The organism is Neobacillus sp. S1227 (assembly GCF_055385255.1).
Genome location: NZ_AP038276.1, coordinates 3,704,074 through 3,720,281, shown reverse-complemented (window position 1 = coordinate 3,720,281; position 16,208 = coordinate 3,704,074). Strand labels below are relative to the sequence as shown.

Annotated in this window: 15 protein-coding genes; 10 read left to right on the top strand and 5 right to left on the bottom strand. The window is 40.3% G+C overall.

Annotation, left to right across the window (positions count from 1 at the left end):
- Window positions 1-78 precede the first annotated feature (78 nt).
- Genes ACZ5AE_RS18535 through ACZ5AE_RS18525 form a run of 3 tightly spaced genes read left to right on the top strand, consistent with a single transcriptional unit; the run spans window position 79 to window position 2,998 of the window.
- Entirely contained in the window at window positions 79-513 is a 435-nt protein-coding gene (locus ACZ5AE_RS18535; RefSeq protein ID WP_464566077.1) for a MarR family winged helix-turn-helix transcriptional regulator, read from the top strand.
- A 17-nt stretch (window positions 514-530) separates the two neighbouring features.
- Window positions 531-1,178 (top strand): biotin/lipoyl-containing protein, encoded by a 648-nt coding sequence (locus tag ACZ5AE_RS18530; RefSeq protein ID WP_464566076.1) that lies wholly within the window; start codon window positions 531-533, stop codon window positions 1,176-1,178.
- A gap of 8 nt (window positions 1,179-1,186) precedes the next feature.
- A complete protein-coding gene (locus tag ACZ5AE_RS18525; RefSeq protein ID WP_464566075.1) occupies window positions 1,187-2,998 on the top strand; it encodes a DHA2 family efflux MFS transporter permease subunit in 1,812 nt (603 codons plus the stop codon).
- Between the two features lie 460 nt (window positions 2,999-3,458).
- On the opposite strand, the gene guaC is transcribed toward ACZ5AE_RS18525, so the two are convergent.
- A complete protein-coding gene (gene guaC / locus ACZ5AE_RS18520) occupies window positions 3,459-4,442 on the bottom strand; it encodes a GMP reductase (RefSeq protein WP_464566074.1) in 984 nt (327 codons plus the stop codon).
- A gap of 532 nt (window positions 4,443-4,974) precedes the next feature.
- Between guaC and ACZ5AE_RS18515 the strand changes: the two genes are divergently transcribed.
- The gene (locus ACZ5AE_RS18515; protein ID WP_464566073.1) at window positions 4,975-5,757 is read left to right on the top strand and encodes a DUF169 domain-containing protein; all 783 of its coding nucleotides are present in this window, start codon (window positions 4,975-4,977) and stop codon (window positions 5,755-5,757) included.
- 298 nt (window positions 5,758-6,055) lie between these two features.
- Here the strand turns inward: ACZ5AE_RS18515 and ACZ5AE_RS18510 are convergent, their stop codons facing one another.
- The 3 genes from ACZ5AE_RS18510 to ACZ5AE_RS18500 all read right to left on the bottom strand — a co-directional run bounded on the left by ACZ5AE_RS18510 (window position 6,056) and on the right by ACZ5AE_RS18500 (window position 7,582).
- A complete protein-coding gene (locus ACZ5AE_RS18510; RefSeq protein ID WP_464566072.1) occupies window positions 6,056-6,994 on the bottom strand; it encodes a DNA-3-methyladenine glycosylase family protein in 939 nt (312 codons plus the stop codon).
- Window positions 6,995-7,196: 202 nt separating this feature from the next.
- On the bottom strand, window positions 7,197-7,391 hold the full coding sequence (locus ACZ5AE_RS18505; protein ID WP_464566071.1) for a YwbE family protein: 195 nt from the start codon (window positions 7,389-7,391) through the stop codon (window positions 7,197-7,199).
- Window positions 7,391-7,582: a hypothetical protein gene (locus ACZ5AE_RS18500; protein ID WP_464566070.1), complete on the bottom strand. Its 192-nt coding sequence runs from the start codon at window positions 7,580-7,582 to the stop codon at window positions 7,391-7,393. The genes ACZ5AE_RS18505 and ACZ5AE_RS18500 overlap by 1 nt, the downstream gene beginning before the upstream one ends.
- Window positions 7,583-7,780: 198 nt before the next feature.
- On the opposite strand from ACZ5AE_RS18500, the gene ACZ5AE_RS18495 reads away from it, so the two are divergent.
- The 3 genes from ACZ5AE_RS18495 (at window position 7,781) to ACZ5AE_RS18485 (ending at window position 11,296) form a co-directional block, all read left to right on the top strand.
- Window positions 7,781-9,055, top strand: a complete 1,275-nt coding sequence (locus ACZ5AE_RS18495; RefSeq protein WP_464566069.1) for an L-cysteine desulfidase family protein — start codon at window positions 7,781-7,783, stop codon at window positions 9,053-9,055.
- A 266-nt stretch (window positions 9,056-9,321) separates the two neighbouring features.
- Complete coding sequence (locus ACZ5AE_RS18490; RefSeq protein ID WP_464566068.1) at window positions 9,322-9,885, top strand: DUF2062 domain-containing protein; 564 nt, start codon at window positions 9,322-9,324, stop codon at window positions 9,883-9,885.
- Window positions 9,886-10,108: 223 nt separating this feature from the next.
- Complete coding sequence (locus ACZ5AE_RS18485) at window positions 10,109-11,296, top strand: CaiB/BaiF CoA transferase family protein (RefSeq protein WP_464566067.1); 1,188 nt, start codon at window positions 10,109-10,111, stop codon at window positions 11,294-11,296.
- Between the two features lie 349 nt (window positions 11,297-11,645).
- Here ACZ5AE_RS18485 and ACZ5AE_RS18480 read toward each other — a convergent pair whose 3' ends face one another.
- The gene (locus ACZ5AE_RS18480; protein WP_464566066.1) at window positions 11,646-11,954 is read right to left on the bottom strand and encodes a DUF3870 domain-containing protein; all 309 of its coding nucleotides are present in this window, start codon (window positions 11,952-11,954) and stop codon (window positions 11,646-11,648) included.
- A 277-nt stretch (window positions 11,955-12,231) separates the two neighbouring features.
- Here ACZ5AE_RS18480 and ACZ5AE_RS18475 point away from each other — a divergent pair, with 277 nt between their 5' ends.
- The 3 genes from ACZ5AE_RS18475 (at window position 12,232) to ACZ5AE_RS18465 (ending at window position 16,121) form a co-directional block, all read left to right on the top strand.
- Entirely contained in the window at window positions 12,232-13,878 is a 1,647-nt protein-coding gene (locus tag ACZ5AE_RS18475) for a long-chain-fatty-acid--CoA ligase (protein WP_464566065.1), read from the top strand.
- Between the two features lie 11 nt (window positions 13,879-13,889).
- A complete protein-coding gene (locus ACZ5AE_RS18470) occupies window positions 13,890-15,113 on the top strand; it encodes an ABC transporter substrate-binding protein (RefSeq protein ID WP_464566064.1) in 1,224 nt (407 codons plus the stop codon).
- Window positions 15,114-15,350: 237 nt separating this feature from the next.
- Window positions 15,351-16,121, top strand: coding sequence for an IclR family transcriptional regulator (locus ACZ5AE_RS18465; protein ID WP_464566063.1), 771 nt, complete (start codon window positions 15,351-15,353; stop codon window positions 16,119-16,121).
- The last annotated feature ends 87 nt before the right edge of the window (window positions 16,122-16,208 follow it).

The window sequence follows — 16,208 nt, the reverse complement described above, 5'->3', positions numbered from 1 at the left end:
GTGTAAATATTAATTACGCTAAATATTTCGCATACGAAATATTCGTATAGTAACTAATAGCTAAAAAGGAGGAGGGACATGAAGACTGCCTATAACAGTGAGATTCTGAATTCATTTTCAGATATAAGCAAGCTTCTCTTTAAAGTTTCGAAAAAAGATGCTGATAAGAATGGATTAACCGTTGTTCAGCTGAAGGCCTTGTATAAAATTTCCCAGCGTCCAAACCTTGGGTTAGTGGAACTGGCAGAAATCCTGAAATTAACGAACAGTACCGTTAGCGGGGTAGTGGACCGGCTTGTGCAAAGCGGTTTTGTTGAACGCCGCAATCCGCCCCATGACCGCAGGTCCATTACAATTCATCTGACGGAAAAAGGAGAAGAGAAATTGGAGCAAGCGATATTGAATGAATCAGAGCTTGTCCAAAAGCTTAACAAGATTAAGCAATTGCCAGAAGAGGATATACAGCATTTATTGCGGATTCACATGCAAATCCAGGCTATTTTAAGTGAATAAAGGAGGACTTAATATTTATGAACGCTAAACGTATGATTTTAATAAATGTCATACTACTGATTATTTTAGTAGGTGGAGGCTTTGCAGGTTATTATTACTTTAATCAATCAGTAAACTATTTATCCACTGATAACGCCCAAATTGCTGGACAGCAGGTAAGCGTTGCAGCGCCAGCAACTGGAACATTAACAAAATGGACTGGAAAAACAGGCGATACATTTGCAAAGGATGACACGATGGGCACAGTGCAAATGGTAACTGAAAAAGGTGCAGTGGATGTCGACATCAAAGCTCCTGCTGACGGCACCATTGTCCAAACAAATGCTGTCGAAAATACAATGGTAGCAGCCGGCACACCGCTTGCTGTCAGCTACGACCTTGACCATCTATGGGTAACAGCCAATGTCAAAGAAACCGATTTGAATGATGTGAAAGTGGGCCAGGATGTTGATATTTATGTTGATGCGTTTCCAAACATCACGCTAAATGGCAAGGTTGAAGAAATTGGCTTAGCAACAGCCGGGACTTTCTCACTTTTACCGAAAAACAATGCTTCAGGAAACTATACAAAAGAAACGCAGGTCGTTCCTGTCAAAATTTCGCTTGATCATTATGGAGAAAGATTAGTTCCTGGTATGAATGTGACAGTGCGAATTCATAAGTAGGTGATGACATGTCCATATACCTTACAGGTTATATTCTAATATCGGTCCTTCTATTATTATTTGTTAATGTAATGCTGAGAAAACAAAGAGAATCTAAAAAACAGGAACTGCAGGCGGCAAAGGAAAACCAGCCTGAACAGGAATATAGCACTGCTTTAGTGAAGGAAGAAGAAGAGCTGCCAAAAGAAGCTGAACAATCTGAACAGAAGTCCCTAACTGAAGCGGTTGAAAAGACGGAAGAAAAAGAACAACAAGTAAGAAAAAGAAAGCCAGCCGTCAATTCCTCTACGGCAGAGCAATTTGAAGGAAAACGAGGTAAAGTAGTCGCAGCCATGATGCTTGGTGCGTTTGTGGCAATCTTGAATCAAACGTTATTGAATGTGGCGATTCCGCATATCATGAATGATTTAGGCATCTCCGCTAGCACAGTTCAATGGCTTTCAACAGGGTATATGTTAACAAACGGTATCATTATTCCTATCACCGCGTTTTTAACGGCAAGGCTAGGGACAAGGAAATTATTTATATTTGCCGTATTATCCTTTACCTTAGGGTCCGTGATCTGCTCGATTTCACCGACCTTCTCACTGTTAATGTTGGGAAGGATTGTCCAGGCAGCGGGAGCCGGCATCATTATGCCGCTATTGATGACGGTATTTCTGACCATTTACCCGCCAAACCAGCGTGGAGCGGCGATGGGCTTGATGGGTGTCGCCATGCTGTTTGCACCGGCAATCGGTCCAACCTTGTCAGGATGGCTGATTGGTCATTATGATTGGCGTGTATTATTTGATATTGTCATTCCATTTGGTATTTTGTCCATAATCCTGGCGTATGTTTGGATGGTAGATGTTACCGAGGTAACGAAGCCAAAATTTGATACTCCTGGATTTATTTTATCCACGCTTGGTTTAGGGTTTTTACTTTACGGCTTTAGTGAAGCGGGGAATAATGGCTGGGAAAGTGCTAAGGTTGTGGTTACACTAGCCGTTGGTGTGATTGGTTTAATCGCCTTTATCTGGCGGGAATTGACCACAGACCAGCCGATGCTCGAATTGCGGGTGTTTAAATACGATATCTTTGCTTTGACCACGATTATCGGAATGATCATTAATATGGCAATGTTTGCTGCGATGATTTTACTGCCAATTTATCTGCAAAATATTCGCGGCTTTACTGCTCTAGATTCAGGATTGATGATGCTCCCAGGAGCCATTATCATGGCGGTAATGATGCCGATTTCCGGAAAGCTCTTTGATAAAATGGGTGCCCGATGGCTGGCCGTTTTTGGTTTAACCATAACGGTCGTTACGACATGGCAATTTACGAAACTCACAATGTCTACATCATTTGGCTATATTATGATGCTTTATGTTATGCGAATGTTTGGGATGTCTTTCTTAGCAATGACAGTTCAGACAGAAGGAATGAATCAGCTGCCATTACGGCTTGCGGGGCATGGAACATCCGCTTCCAACACAGCAAGAACTGTTGCTGGAAGTCTCGGTACAGCCTTCCTTGTTACTGTGATGACAACGAGAAGTGAATTTCATTCTGCAAATTTCGCGAATGTTATTACAAGTGCTAACCCATACCTAGCCGCGAAATTATCTGGTCTGGGTCAGGGACTTGCCGCCATGGCGGGGATTCCTGTTCAACAAGGGAAGATGTTGGCAACCTATTCTATCTATGGTGATGCTATGAAGGAAGCTACAATTAGCGGTATCAATGACGCTTTTGTTGTTGCGACAGGAATAGCGGCAATAGCTCTGGTGCTGGCATTCTTTATTAAAAGAGCACGACCTGGTGCTGAAAAATAGTAATTTAATCAAAAAAATGCTTGCCGGAAAGGCAGGCATTTTTTTGTTACACCTACACAAGTACCTACGGACAGAACTTACTGAGAAAGAAGAGAAACTGTCCGCAGAGCGGGTTGCTACGGACAAAATTAACTGAGATAGAAGAGAAACTGTCCGCAGAGCAGGTTCCAACGGACAAAACTGCCAGAGAAAGAAGGAAAACTGTCCATAGAGCAGGTTCCAACGGACAAAACTGCAGAGAAAGAAGGAAAACTGTCCATAGAGCAGGTTTCTACGGACAAAACTGCCAGAGAAAGTAGGAAAACTGTCCGCAGAGCAGGTTCCAACGGACAAAACATACTGAGAAAGAAGGAAAACTGTCCGCAGAGCACATTCAATAAATGAGATGCCTCAAATGTGAGACATCTTCTGATCCTATCAAATAGGTGCTACTAAGAGATTCACTTTGAGGCCCAATGGATTAATAAACCTTATCTCCATTAAAAATAGAATTCTTCACGACAACATAATCAACAGTACGGATATCCTTCAGTTTGTTTCCCCCTGCATAGGAGATAGAGGACTGAAGATCCTGCTCCATCTCAATTAATGTGTCGATTAATTTTCCTTTATGTTCAACGTACATTTTTTTGCCTTCGACATTTTTTCGTTCGCCTTTTTGGAATTCAGAAGCAGAACCGAAATATTCCTTATAGCACTTTCCATCCTTTTCAAATGTTTCACCAGGAGATTCTTCGTGACCCGCGAATAATGAACCAATCATCACCATGGATGCTCCGAAACGGACAGATTTCGCGATGTCACCATGTGTGCGGATACCGCCGTCCGCTATAATCGGCTTGCTAGCGGCTTTTGCGCACCATCTTAGGGCAGCCAGCTGCCAGCCTCCAGTACCGAATCCGGTCTTAATTTTCGTAATACATACTTTTCCTGGTCCAATACCGACCTTAGTTGCATCGGCACCAGCATGCTCCAACTCTCTTACGGCTTCAGGTGTTCCAACGTTACCGGCGATGACAAAGCTGCCAGGAATCAGTTTTTTAATATGCTTGATCATGTCAATAACGGCATTGGAATGACCATGAGCGATATCGATGGTAATAAATTCAGGTGTCAAGTTTTCATCGGCAAGCTGTTGGACAAATTCATATTCTCCTTCTTTTACACCTACGCTGATGGATGCGATTAGGCCGCGTGCTTGCATATCTTTCACAAAGTCAAGACGCGTTTCCGGCTGGAAACGGTGCATGATATAGAAGTAACCGTTTTCGGCTAAGAAAATAGCAATTTTTTCATCGATGATTGTCTGCATGTTTGCAGGGACGACCGGTAATTTAAATTTATGACCGCCAAATTCGACACTTGTGTCACACTCTGAACGGCTCTTTACGATTGACTTTGCGGGAATTAGTTGAATATCTTCGTAATCAAATACTGTATCCATGAAATTACACTCCTAAACACGAATATTATATAAAGTTTATGTTTTTATCGTTCGTACATTTGATAATTTACAGCATTTTTATCCAAATGTCAAAACATTTTCATTTTTATTTTTTCTAAATTAATGTAACACAATGGACCGATTTTCATTCTAGAGGAGCAATCTCGACAATTTTTTTAGAAAGAAAAAACAAGCAGGCTAACAGTGTGTGGGGAAGACTCCAGTATTTTTCATTACGTGTAACTATATACACTTCTATTAAAATCAAATATTTTACGAAGGTAGAATTAATATGGTGGAATGAACCAAAATATTCAACTAATTCAGAACCGCTGCTGCAGAAAGTGATCACGTCTTGGCAATTTCAACTATGTATATTAGCTGTTCTATACGCATATAGTTCACCATCCATCAAAGTAATATTTTTATAATATCAGCTTCCTAGCTTAATAGTAGTAGGGTATTATGTGTATTCAGAAAATTCACGACGCGGTATTAGGAAAATAATAATCAAGAGAAATGAGGTAATCAAATGGAGAATCCAGAGAAAACGTATGATTGGAAAACAATAGTCGACAGGTTAAATCAGTACCTCAAAATTAAAACCATTCCAATCGGGATGAAAATGTTTGAAAAGAAGGAGGATATGGAAGCCATTCCTAAGATCCGTCGGCCAAAAAGTATCCACACAACCGACCAATTTGTTGCCCATGCATCAAGACTGGGTTGGACAGTAGGCATCACTGCCGAAGACCTAGTCGGGGCTCAATGCCAGGTGGTTTTAGGATTACATCCTCGCGATGAGGAGTGGCTTTCCGGAGAGCAAATGGCGGGTGTTTGGTTTGAAAATCAGCAGGATTCAGCTAAACACCAGCAGGAAATGACGGTCGTCCCCCATGGAAAATATGAAGCGATGGCCGTTTCGCCACTTGTTTCGAATCGTATCCCTAACCCCGATATTTGTCTGATCTATGGGACTCCAGGGCAAATGATTCTTTTTATTAACGGCCTGCAGTGGAGAAACTTTGAAAAATTTGAATGGAGTGTCGTTGGGGAATCTTCTTGTGCTGATTCGTGGGGGCGTGCCCTTGCTACAAGAAAACCAAGCCTATCTATTCCTTGTTTTGCTGAACGAAGGTTTGGCGGTGTGTTGGACGATGAATTGCTGATGGCCTTGGCGCCGGAAGATTTGTTAAAAGCTTTAGACGGATTAGAGGCTTTAAGCAAAAATGGAATGCGCTATCCGATTCCACAGTATGGGATTCAAATGGATGTGCAGGCAGGACTTGAAGTTACTTATGGGAAGAGAAAATAACTAAATAAATGTTAACAAGCAGTACTGTCGCCTACAAAAGTAAGATCATTACAGGTCGGAAATACTATGGACAAATGGATTAGGGGATTACGAAGCTAGAATGTTAGGACGTGAAGATCCGAAGTAATAGAGAAATTGAAAAAGATTCAGTTGGACTAATTTTTGAAATTACTGTTTATATCGTCTTAAAGCACACAAGTTTAAGGAACTCGTGTGCTTTTGTCGTCTATAAAATTGGAGGGTACCTGGCTCTTTTTTGACTAGATTTCTAATAATTAATAGTCGTATCCAATTCCTTTTAATAGAGGACACGCCATAAATAAAACGTCGCATAGCCTTGCCAATTGGCCCATCTTTGAGATAGCTTTAATAGTTCTTCCTTTGCAGGCTTTTTCTCGGAACGAGTAAGATGCTTTATGGCGTTATGCAAGCCGACATCATCAATCGGGAATGCCGAGGTATATCGTAAGCAGCGCATCATGATGTAATTTGCTGTCCATGGACCAATCCCGCGAATCTTGATGAGGCTTTTTTCAACCTCTTTAAGGTTTTCCATTTGCAATAATTTTTCCTTAGATAGTTCTCCGCGTGTGATTAATCTGGCAATGCCAATAATATATTCACTCTTTTTCAAGGTCATTTTAATATCGGCTAAATCTGTAGGTGTTAGTTGGGCGATTTGTTCGGAGGATGGAAACAACCAATAATTCTTGCCATTCCACTCAATTGAATCGCCAAACTTTTCAACAAATTGTCTTTTTAAAGTATAGGCGAATGCAAGATTAATCTGCTGCCCTAAGACTCCCCAGCAGAGCGCTTCAAATAGATCGGGAACGCCAATTACGCGTAGGCCGTAGAATTTTTGAACGGGGTATTTAAGCAGAGGGTCTAATTTGGCCATTTCATAAAATGGCTTCAAATCACGATCCAGATCAAACCATTCACGAATGTACGAGAAAACTGCAGTACATTCCGCTTGATTACTAGGTCTAGAGTCTTTCAAAAACTGAACGATCATCTGATTCCGGTCATTTACATGAATTTGTACTAAAGCTCGTGTTTCTCCAACGGCAACCGCCCTTGTGATGATGCCGTTTTCGACTTCAAACATACATTCATTCTTGTTCCGCTCCAAATAGCCAAGATTCGCTTTTAGATTAAAGTCATCCGGCAGCTTTATGATAATGTTACCATTAACTTCATGCCAGCTATTATTTGTGTGTTGACTATCTATCAATTTCATTCCCCCGGTTTCTAGTATGTGTTGTTGAAAAAAAATGGTTCGTTGACCGGCTATCTAGGTGGACTAGAGATGAAGATGCAGTTGCTTGAACTCGAGCGACATTGTTTACCCCAACAATGATGATGGTTACCACTGGGAAGTTTGTAATTGATATAAAAAAGCACACAGGTTAAATTGTGTGCTTTTTTGCGAGAAATTAGTTGTGAATCTCCTGAACTCGTCCAATCTGCCCATCTGTCAGTCTAACCTTAATGCCGTGGGGATGGTTAGGGGATTTGGTCAGAATATCTTGGACGATTCCTCTTGTCAGTCTGCCCGTTTTTTGGTCCTTTTTTAAAACAATATCAACGGTAATCCCAGGAATAATATCTTTCCGATTCTGTCCGTTCATTAAGAGCCCATTTTTCTGCGGGTATTGCTTGGTTTCTTGGTTTGCTGGCTTTTCATTTTTTTCGTTTGCAGGCTGCCATTCTCTTTTGCTTTAGCTGCGGCTTGGTTTTTTTTGTTTTGCAGCTGCTGTTTGGCAAGCTCCTGAAGGCTTACCTTCTTTTTTTCAGTTTCCGGTTGGTGGTTCTCAGACATCAAATCTATCTCCTTTATGTAAATGGTGGTTAATTGAGTATAATCTATTTTTGCCTGGAAAGAAAGTACATATCATCGGTCTTGGTGTAAATAATTTGTTTTAAATTGGAGGCACGAAATGGTTGGAAAATACATTCCAAAAAACACCTCGGAAATTATGATATGATACAAATATCTAATCTAACTAGGGGGAACAACATGAAGAAGCATAAAATTTTAGCAGTTTTAGAAAAAGAATTAGTCGTTGCTCTTGGATGCACAGAGCCAGTTGCGATTGCCTTGGCTGCTGCCACTGCAAAGAGGCATGTGGAAGGACAAATTCGTGCAATTCGTGTTGAAGCGAGCGGAAATATCATAAAAAATGCGAAATCAGTTGGGATTCCAGGAATGTCTGCGAAAGGGCTGGAATTCGCTGCCGCTCTTGGAGCCGCTGCCGGCGACCCGGATAAAAACTTGGAAGTATTGGACGGACTCACGAGAGAAGATGAGCAGGCAGGGTTAGAATTAATAGAAGATGGCAAGGTAACAGCCGGCCAGTCGGATTCACCAAAAAGGCTCTATATTGAAGTGACGATTGAAACAGACCAACACAACTCTAAAGTCGTTATTTCTGATAATCATAGCAACATCACCTTAATAGAAGTGGACGGAAAAGCTGTTTACATGGGCGGATGTGAAAATATCGGACTGCATACAGAGGAAGAGGACCTCGAAGCCCTAACCATTGATGAAATATATGATTGGGTATTAAGGGCAGATCTTCAGGATCTCTCGCTCGTCAGAAGAAGCATTGAATTAAATCGCATGATTGGATTAGAAGGGCTTTCTGGAAATTATGGGCTGAATGTCGGTAAGACGATAAAAGAAAATGTGAAAAAAGGCATTTTATCCGATGATTTGGCCACAGCTGCGATGTCGCTGGCAGCTGCTGGTTCGGATGCGAGAATGGCAGGTTCCACACTGCCGGTAATGGCGAATACGGGAAGCGGCAATCAAGGCATTGCCGTTACCCTTCCGGTTGTCGCCGCTGCAGAAAAGCTTCAGGTTTCCGAAGAAAAGATGATTCGGGCCGTTGCCCTTAGCCATTTGATTACTATTCATATCAAATCTAAATTTGGCCGTCTTTCTGCCCTATGCGGTGTTACCGCCGCGGGGATGGGAGCAAGTGGTGCCATTGTATATTTGCTGGATGGCGGTGTTCACCAAGTGAAAGCGGCGATTCAAAATACGATTGGCAATGTTTCCGGAATGATTTGTGACGGTGCGAAAGCGGGCTGTGCGATGAAAGTCTCTACTTGTTCAAATGTTGCCGTCCAATCGGCCCTTTTAGCCTTGAACCATCAAGAGATTCAGTCAACCGACGGTTTTATCCACGATGATGTCGAAAAAAGTATTGAAAGTTTTTGCAAGCTTGGAAATGAAGGAACCAGACAGACAGATGAGCTTATTTTAAAATTAATGCTAGAAAAATAATTACAAGAAATTGGAAAAAGGCCGGCGGTATTGAGACGGCTTTTTTTGATACTGGAAAATGCCGGAATAACAAGCTTCCAGAATGATTTCGAAAAAACGCGAACCGTGCCAACATAAGTATTTTTATCTAGTTTTATACTCGAAATTGTAATATACTATAATTGTAAACGTTTAAAAGACCTCTTTATGTTTTAACTATCAATGGAATTCATATTGACAGGAAATACTAATTTTAGACGGAATTCGTTCAACCGGGGGTCAAAAGCATGAATACAAAACAACGAAGGTATAATATGTTTCAACGTCTTGGACGTGCATTTAAATTAAACTTCATGAAACTGCTTCGTTCTCCCGGAGGAGCCAAAAAGGTTGCCTTGGGATTCGCGATTGGTTTCGGTTTAGAAATGTTGGTTATTTCAACGGCTTCATTAATATATATATTGTTTATTCCAGCTGTCCGAATAGCAAAAGGCTCGCTTCCGGCTTCTATCATTGGAAACGTCATCGGAAAATTAACATTACTTCCAGTAATCCTGCTTCCGTTTGCCGGAAAGCTTGGGAAATTATTTTTTCCTATCAGGATTAGAGTCGGGCACCACAATCCCTTTTCTTTTCAAAAACTAATGCACGGTGATTTCACAGTGTTGGTCGGATTTCTCCACGGCAGTATTCATACCTTGATTGGAATGACTATTTTCGGGATTGTTCTAGGCTTGATTTCTTACTTTATCATTCATTATTTTTACGAAAAAGAACTTGCGAATCGTAAAAAGAGAAGACGTCAAAAACATGAAATTCGCTTAAATAGCATTAACAAAAACTATATTTAAGCAAATTTCCGCTTGAATAATTCTGAAAATTCTTGTAAAATAAATGCAACTTCATCCTATCCTGCCTGTCAGAGGAAGGTAATGGAGATGTGTTTAAATCATTGACTGATAAGTTCCAGTACCAGCCTTAGCCGGCTGCTAACATGGATCGTAAGCCAGTCCATACCACATTTAAAGTGTGTTTGGGCTGGCTTTTTTGATTTTTTAACAGGTGGTGGCGTATTTGAGTGGAGCACTAGCAGGTGTAAAAGTATTAGATTTAACAAGGGTTCTGGCTGGACCAAATTGTACGATGATTTTGGCAGACCTGGGTGCAGATGTCATTAAGGTAGAGGCACCAGGCGGCAGTGATGAAACGAGGTTCTGGGGGCCGCCGTTTCAAAACGGGGTGAGCGCGTATTATTTATGTGCCAATCGGAACAAGCGCAGCATCACGGTCAACCTGAAGTCAGAGGAGGGCCGAGAAATTATTCGTAAGTTAGCTAAGGAAGCGGATGTCCTCATTCACAATTTTAAAACAGGCTCGATGGAAAAATGGGGTCTCGGTTACGATTCTCTGGAAAAGATAAACCCCCGGCTCGTTTTTTGCTCCATTACCGGATTCGGAGAAACTGGGCCAAATAGCCATTTGCCCGGATACGACTATATCATTCAAGGTATGAGCGGCCTAATGAGCATTACCGGCAACGAAGAAAGCGGCCCGCTTAAAATTGGCGTTGCCATGGTCGATATTTTAACAGGTTTATATTCGGCAATTTCTATTGAAGCCGCTTTGTTTGAGCGGGAAAAATCGGGCCGTGGTCAAAAAATTGATATGTCGCTGATGGATACGGCGGTAAGCTCGCTTGCCAATGTCGCCAGCAATTATTTGATTTCAGGTAAGGTGCCTCGGAGACTTGGAAATGACCATCCGAATGTCGTGCCTTATTCGACATTTTCCGCCTCTGATGGTGAATTGATCATTGCGGTCGGAAATAACCGGCAGTTTGCATTGCTTTGCGAGGTAATTGGGCTAAGCGAACTGGCGGTGGATGAGAGGTTCCGTACCAATGAGGCAAGAGTGGAAAATCGTCAGGAGCTTACGAGAATCTTAAATAGCCAACTCCAATTAAAGCAGGTCAGCGACTGGATGGAGCTTTTTTCTGCCAACAATATTCCATGCGGTCCCATCAACACAATAGATCAAGTATTTGACGACCCGCAAGTTGCGGCCCGGAATATGGTCGTTCAAGTAAACCATCCTGAGGCAGGGTTGGTGAAGCTCGTCGGCTCTCCTATAAAACTTTCAAGAACCGAGACAAGGGTCGAGCGTCATCCGCCGATGGCTGGGGAGCATACGGACGAGGTATTGCAGGAAGCTGGTTTTACTTTAGATGAGATAAGCCGTCTTAAAGCTGATAGCATTATTTGAAAAAATGACCTGGTGCGGAAACGTTTGAGAGTGAAAGGTTACAGTATAAAAAGCTTGATTTGTTTAAATAGAAGGGGCAGATTGGATTTTTCAATCCGCTCCTTCTATTTATGTTTGGTTGGATAGAAAATAAGGTCATGAGGACAAGACAATCAAAAATAGTGATAGAGTGCTTATGAGAACAAAATATGTGAAAAACCAAAAGTAAGAGTCCCCATAGGATGGCACATAAGGACATAAATGTGAAAACCGTATATAAGCGCCCTCATGGTGGTGTCATGTTGACAAAATCTTCGCAAAACCTTTGAAAGTGTCTCCTACGAGCTATACAAAGGTTACCTCAATAAAATCAATGATTCATAGTCTCGTATTGCTTATATAAATCTTTCAATGCAGCAATCAGGGCGTGATTGGCTTTTCCTAAATATCCATTCTTTAATTCTTCTAACGGCTTCTCAATCCCGTGGCGTAAACTATACCCCTTCAATAGTCTGGTGATATAATCACGTCCATGTTCTGTGGCCAGCGTACAAGAGGCATCCACAATCACTCCATAAATCTTATCAATCTCAGTCGTCATTGTCAGCGTTTCATATATGCTTCGGGCTGCCATCCCGGTTGGGAGCTTGGCGTGACCGGCTATAAAGTATGTATTCATTTTTATATCTCCAATCGGTTTTATTTTAAGAATAATACAAAAAAATAGAAATTATCCAGTAAGACAAAAGACTTAATAATAGTCAGAATATTATATATTTTCAAATATTTAGTTGACACTCATTAATAAGTATCTTAAAATTAATTTGTATTATCGAATATAGGTTTAAGTTCCGATATTCGGAAAAGTGAGGATTCAGTCCTTATTATAAAATGACTTCCTTACTTTTGAAAACGCTTGCTGTTATGTGATTTTAAAAAGGAGGAATACTTGTGAGATGACAAAAAAACGCTGGTTACAATATTACCCAAAAGAGGCTGATCCGCATCTTAGAATTGATGAAATGACGTTGCCGGGCCTTTTAAAAAATGCAGTTGAACGTTTCGATTCAGATATATCCCTTGAATATTATGAAAATAGGTGGAGTTATCGCGATGTTCAACAAATTGCCGAAAAACTAGCAGGATGCCTCTATCAGCTTGGTTTCCGAAAGGGAGACCGACTTTCCATCATGATGCCAAATTGTCCTCAATATATTTTTTCATTCTTCGCTGTCGTCCGATTGGGAGGCATCGTTGTTCAAACCAACCCCATGTATGTTGAAAGAGAATTGGAATATCAATTAAATGACACCAATGCTGAATTTATGATTTGTGCCGATTTGGTCTATGAACGTGTCAAAAGAGTCCAATCTAAAATCTCTCTTAAAAAAATCATAGTCGTATCATCGAAAGAAAAATCTGAGGTTCAACTTGACCAGGAAGATGTGTATTTTGATGACTTCCTTCATACCTTCCGAAATGTGGCTCCGTTTATCCAAATAGAACCAGCCGAGGATGTTGCAGTCCTGCAATATACCGGAGGAACAACAGGTGTTTCTAAAGGTGTAATGCTTACACATCAAAACTTTATCAACCAAATCGAACAAATCAATGAATTTATTTTTAAGCGGTTTGAAAAACTTAAAGATTTAAATAAGGTAGTCATTAGTTTCCTGCCGCTATTTCATATTTTTGGACTAGCCAATGTAACATTAACAGGATTCCGGTTCGGCTATAAGCAAATTATCCTTCCCCGATTCGACACAGAAACTGTTCTCGATTTAATTAAGACCGACCCGCCACTCTTCTTCTTTGGTGTTCCAACGATGTATAATGCCATTTTAAATTTCCCAAATGTAGAAACTTATGGAATTGATAAGATTAAAGCTTTTTTCTGTGGCGGTTCTCCTATGCCCTTGGAAAAATATCTAGATTTTAAAAAATTGATGAACGAGGAGGCTATTCTTTCGGATGGCTACGGGTTATCGGAAGCAACCTCCGGCGTAACCAATCAGCCTTATACAAGAATCAAAGTAGGCAGTGTTGGCGTTCCATTGCCCCGAACAAAAGCCAAAATTGTTATCGAAACGGATAACGGGTTTGAAGAAGTGCCAATAGGAACAAGAGGCGAACTCTTGATCAATGGTCCACAGGTCATGAAAGGCTACTGGAACAAACTTGAAGAAACGAATGATGCATTAAAGGATGGCTGGCTTCATACAGGCGATATAGGCTATATGGATCAGGATGGATATATTTACATCGTCGATCGAAAAAAAGATTTGATCATAGCAAGTGGTTTCAATATCTATCCGCGTGAGATTGAGGAAGTCATCTACCAAATGGCAGGAATTAAGGAAGTGATGGTAATTGGGGTTCCAGATGACTATCGTGGCGAAACAGTAAAAGCCTTCATTGCCTTAAAGGACAACCTAGACGTGACAAAACAAGACATTCTAACCTTTTGCCGTGCGAACTTAGCTGCTTATAAAGTCCCGGAAATCATTGAATTTAGGGATGAACTTCCTAAATCAAGTGTTGGAAAACTATTAAAAAGGGAACTTAGAGACCAAGAATCGTCAAAAATTCAAGTTAAAAAATAGGAGGGATTAAAGTGAAGTCGGTTAAGAGATTAAGTCTACTTGCTGTGTTGCTGCTGGTACTTGGAAGTTTAGCTGGTTGTATGAGTCAATCAACTGGGGGTGAAAAGGGTAGTCAGAAAGTCGTAAAAACGGAGAAAGTGGATACGGCTGAAGGGGAAGAAGTGGTATCTATTGGTTATAGTGGTCCTTTAAGCGGCCCTGCATCACAGTATGGTTTAAACGTAATTAATGGACTTAAGATGGCAGCTGATGAGATAAACGAAACCGGATTTCAGGTGAATGGGAAGACCTACAAGATTAAAATTGTTTCAATGGATGACAAATATCTGCCAAATGAAACAGGTGTGAACGCCCAAAGGATTGCGACCGAAAATAAGCCTGTTGCCATTTGGATTCCGCACAGCGGAGGCGTTTTTGCTACACAACTTTTTAATGAAAAAGAAAACTTTATTATAATGGCTCAAACTAGTGAACCAAGGATGTATGAAAAGGGAAATAAATTAATGATTGGAATCTCTCCACAATACAACATTTGGCCTAAAACGTTCAGCAAGTACATAATGGAGAACTATGGGAAGAAAATGGCATTACTCCCAACAAATTCCCAATATGGTAAAGACTGGCTTAATGTGATCGAACCTGTATGGGAGGAAATGGGGGGAGAATTCGTATATAAAGATCAAATTGATTTTGCAAAGGAAACTGATTACTATACAGTCATGACAAACGCATTAGCTAAAAAACCAGATGTCTTATTTGTAGGGGGACCTTCTGAACCAACGGCGTTGGTAGTAAAGCAGGCACAACAGTTAGGATACAAGGGTGCCTATATGATTATGGACCAAGCCAAAATGGAAGAAATGTCTGGTGTTTTGGGTGGCTTCGATCATCTGAATGGTGCAATTGGTGTACTCCCTGTTGAACAGATAAAAAGTAAAGCCAGTGAATTATTCGTAAAAAATTATAAGGCTAAGTTTAATTCAAATTATGCTACGGCCGATTCGTCACTAAGTTATCAAGGTCTCTACGTATTAGTAGAAGCGATGAAAGCAGCAAAAACAGTAGATGATCGAAAAGCGATTATGGCAGCTGTAAATAAAGGAATACCGAACGTCCCTGAAGAAAAATCAGTGATTCCTTTAAAAGAAATGAATGATGTAGGTAGTTTGCAATGGGATATTAGCGCGGCTTTTGTTGAAAATGGGAAGGTGAACTCTATTTCACTTGAAAAATAAAATTTCCTTGAAGGACCAGTGATTACTTTTGAGAGAAATATAGGTTGGAAGGGAAGGTCTATCTAGATCTTCCCTTTCTTACTTCATGTGAAACTAAAAGAGAAGGGGGAAAGGCTCTGAATCTAATTGTTATTTTCTGAAAAATTATATTTTAGTACTATAATGACAGATGAAGCTCCTTTATAATAAAATCATGTTAAGAATGAATTGAACGCATTTCCAAGGGGTGTGTGGTTGATGGATAATACAAATAAAGGATCTTTGGTTGCGGAAAGAACTCTAAAAGCATTAATGTTATTTTCTAAGAAAAAATATCTCTCGGTGGCAGAGATAGCAGCTTATTTGGAAATTAGTTTAACAGCTGCTTATAGGCTTGTGGACACTTTACAAGCAACAGGGTTTATTAAGCGTGATCATTCAAAAGAGTACACCCTGCACGCACCAAACATTTTAAGATTATATAGTATGGTAGAGCAAGACATAAGAAAGGCCGCACGCCCTATTATTCAAGATTTAGCAATGAAATTTAATGAATCTGTTTATCTAAGTATTGTCCATAGTGACAAATACTATTCTTATATAGAAAAAGAAGATAGTCCTTCGCAAGTAAAATGGAGCGAAAATATAGGGTACGTGCATCCTCTGCCTACAGGGACGGCAGGAAAAACGCATCTAGCTTATTTAATGAAGGATTTAAATGAATCAGAAAGAGAAGAATTTATTTTACAGTTGGAATTAAAGCCATATACCAAAAACAGTATAGTTTCCATTGAGGAGTTAAAAAAATCATTAGAGAAAATATTAGATGAAGGATATTGCTATACTAATAGCGAACATTTGTCTGGGGTAGTAGGTATTTCTGTTCCAGTTTATAATTTTCAAAAAATAAGTGTTGTTGCTGTATTAAGTGTAATAATGCCTGAATCGCATTTTGTTGAAAGTGATTTAGAGAAATATGTGATTCCCTTAAAGGACGGGGCAGATGAGATCGGCAAATCAATACCCTAAATAGGCAACAATGTGCTATGGTTTTGAACTTTTAGTTTTTGTGCAGCACCTTTCCATATGATATTCTTTTAACATATTTTGAAACTA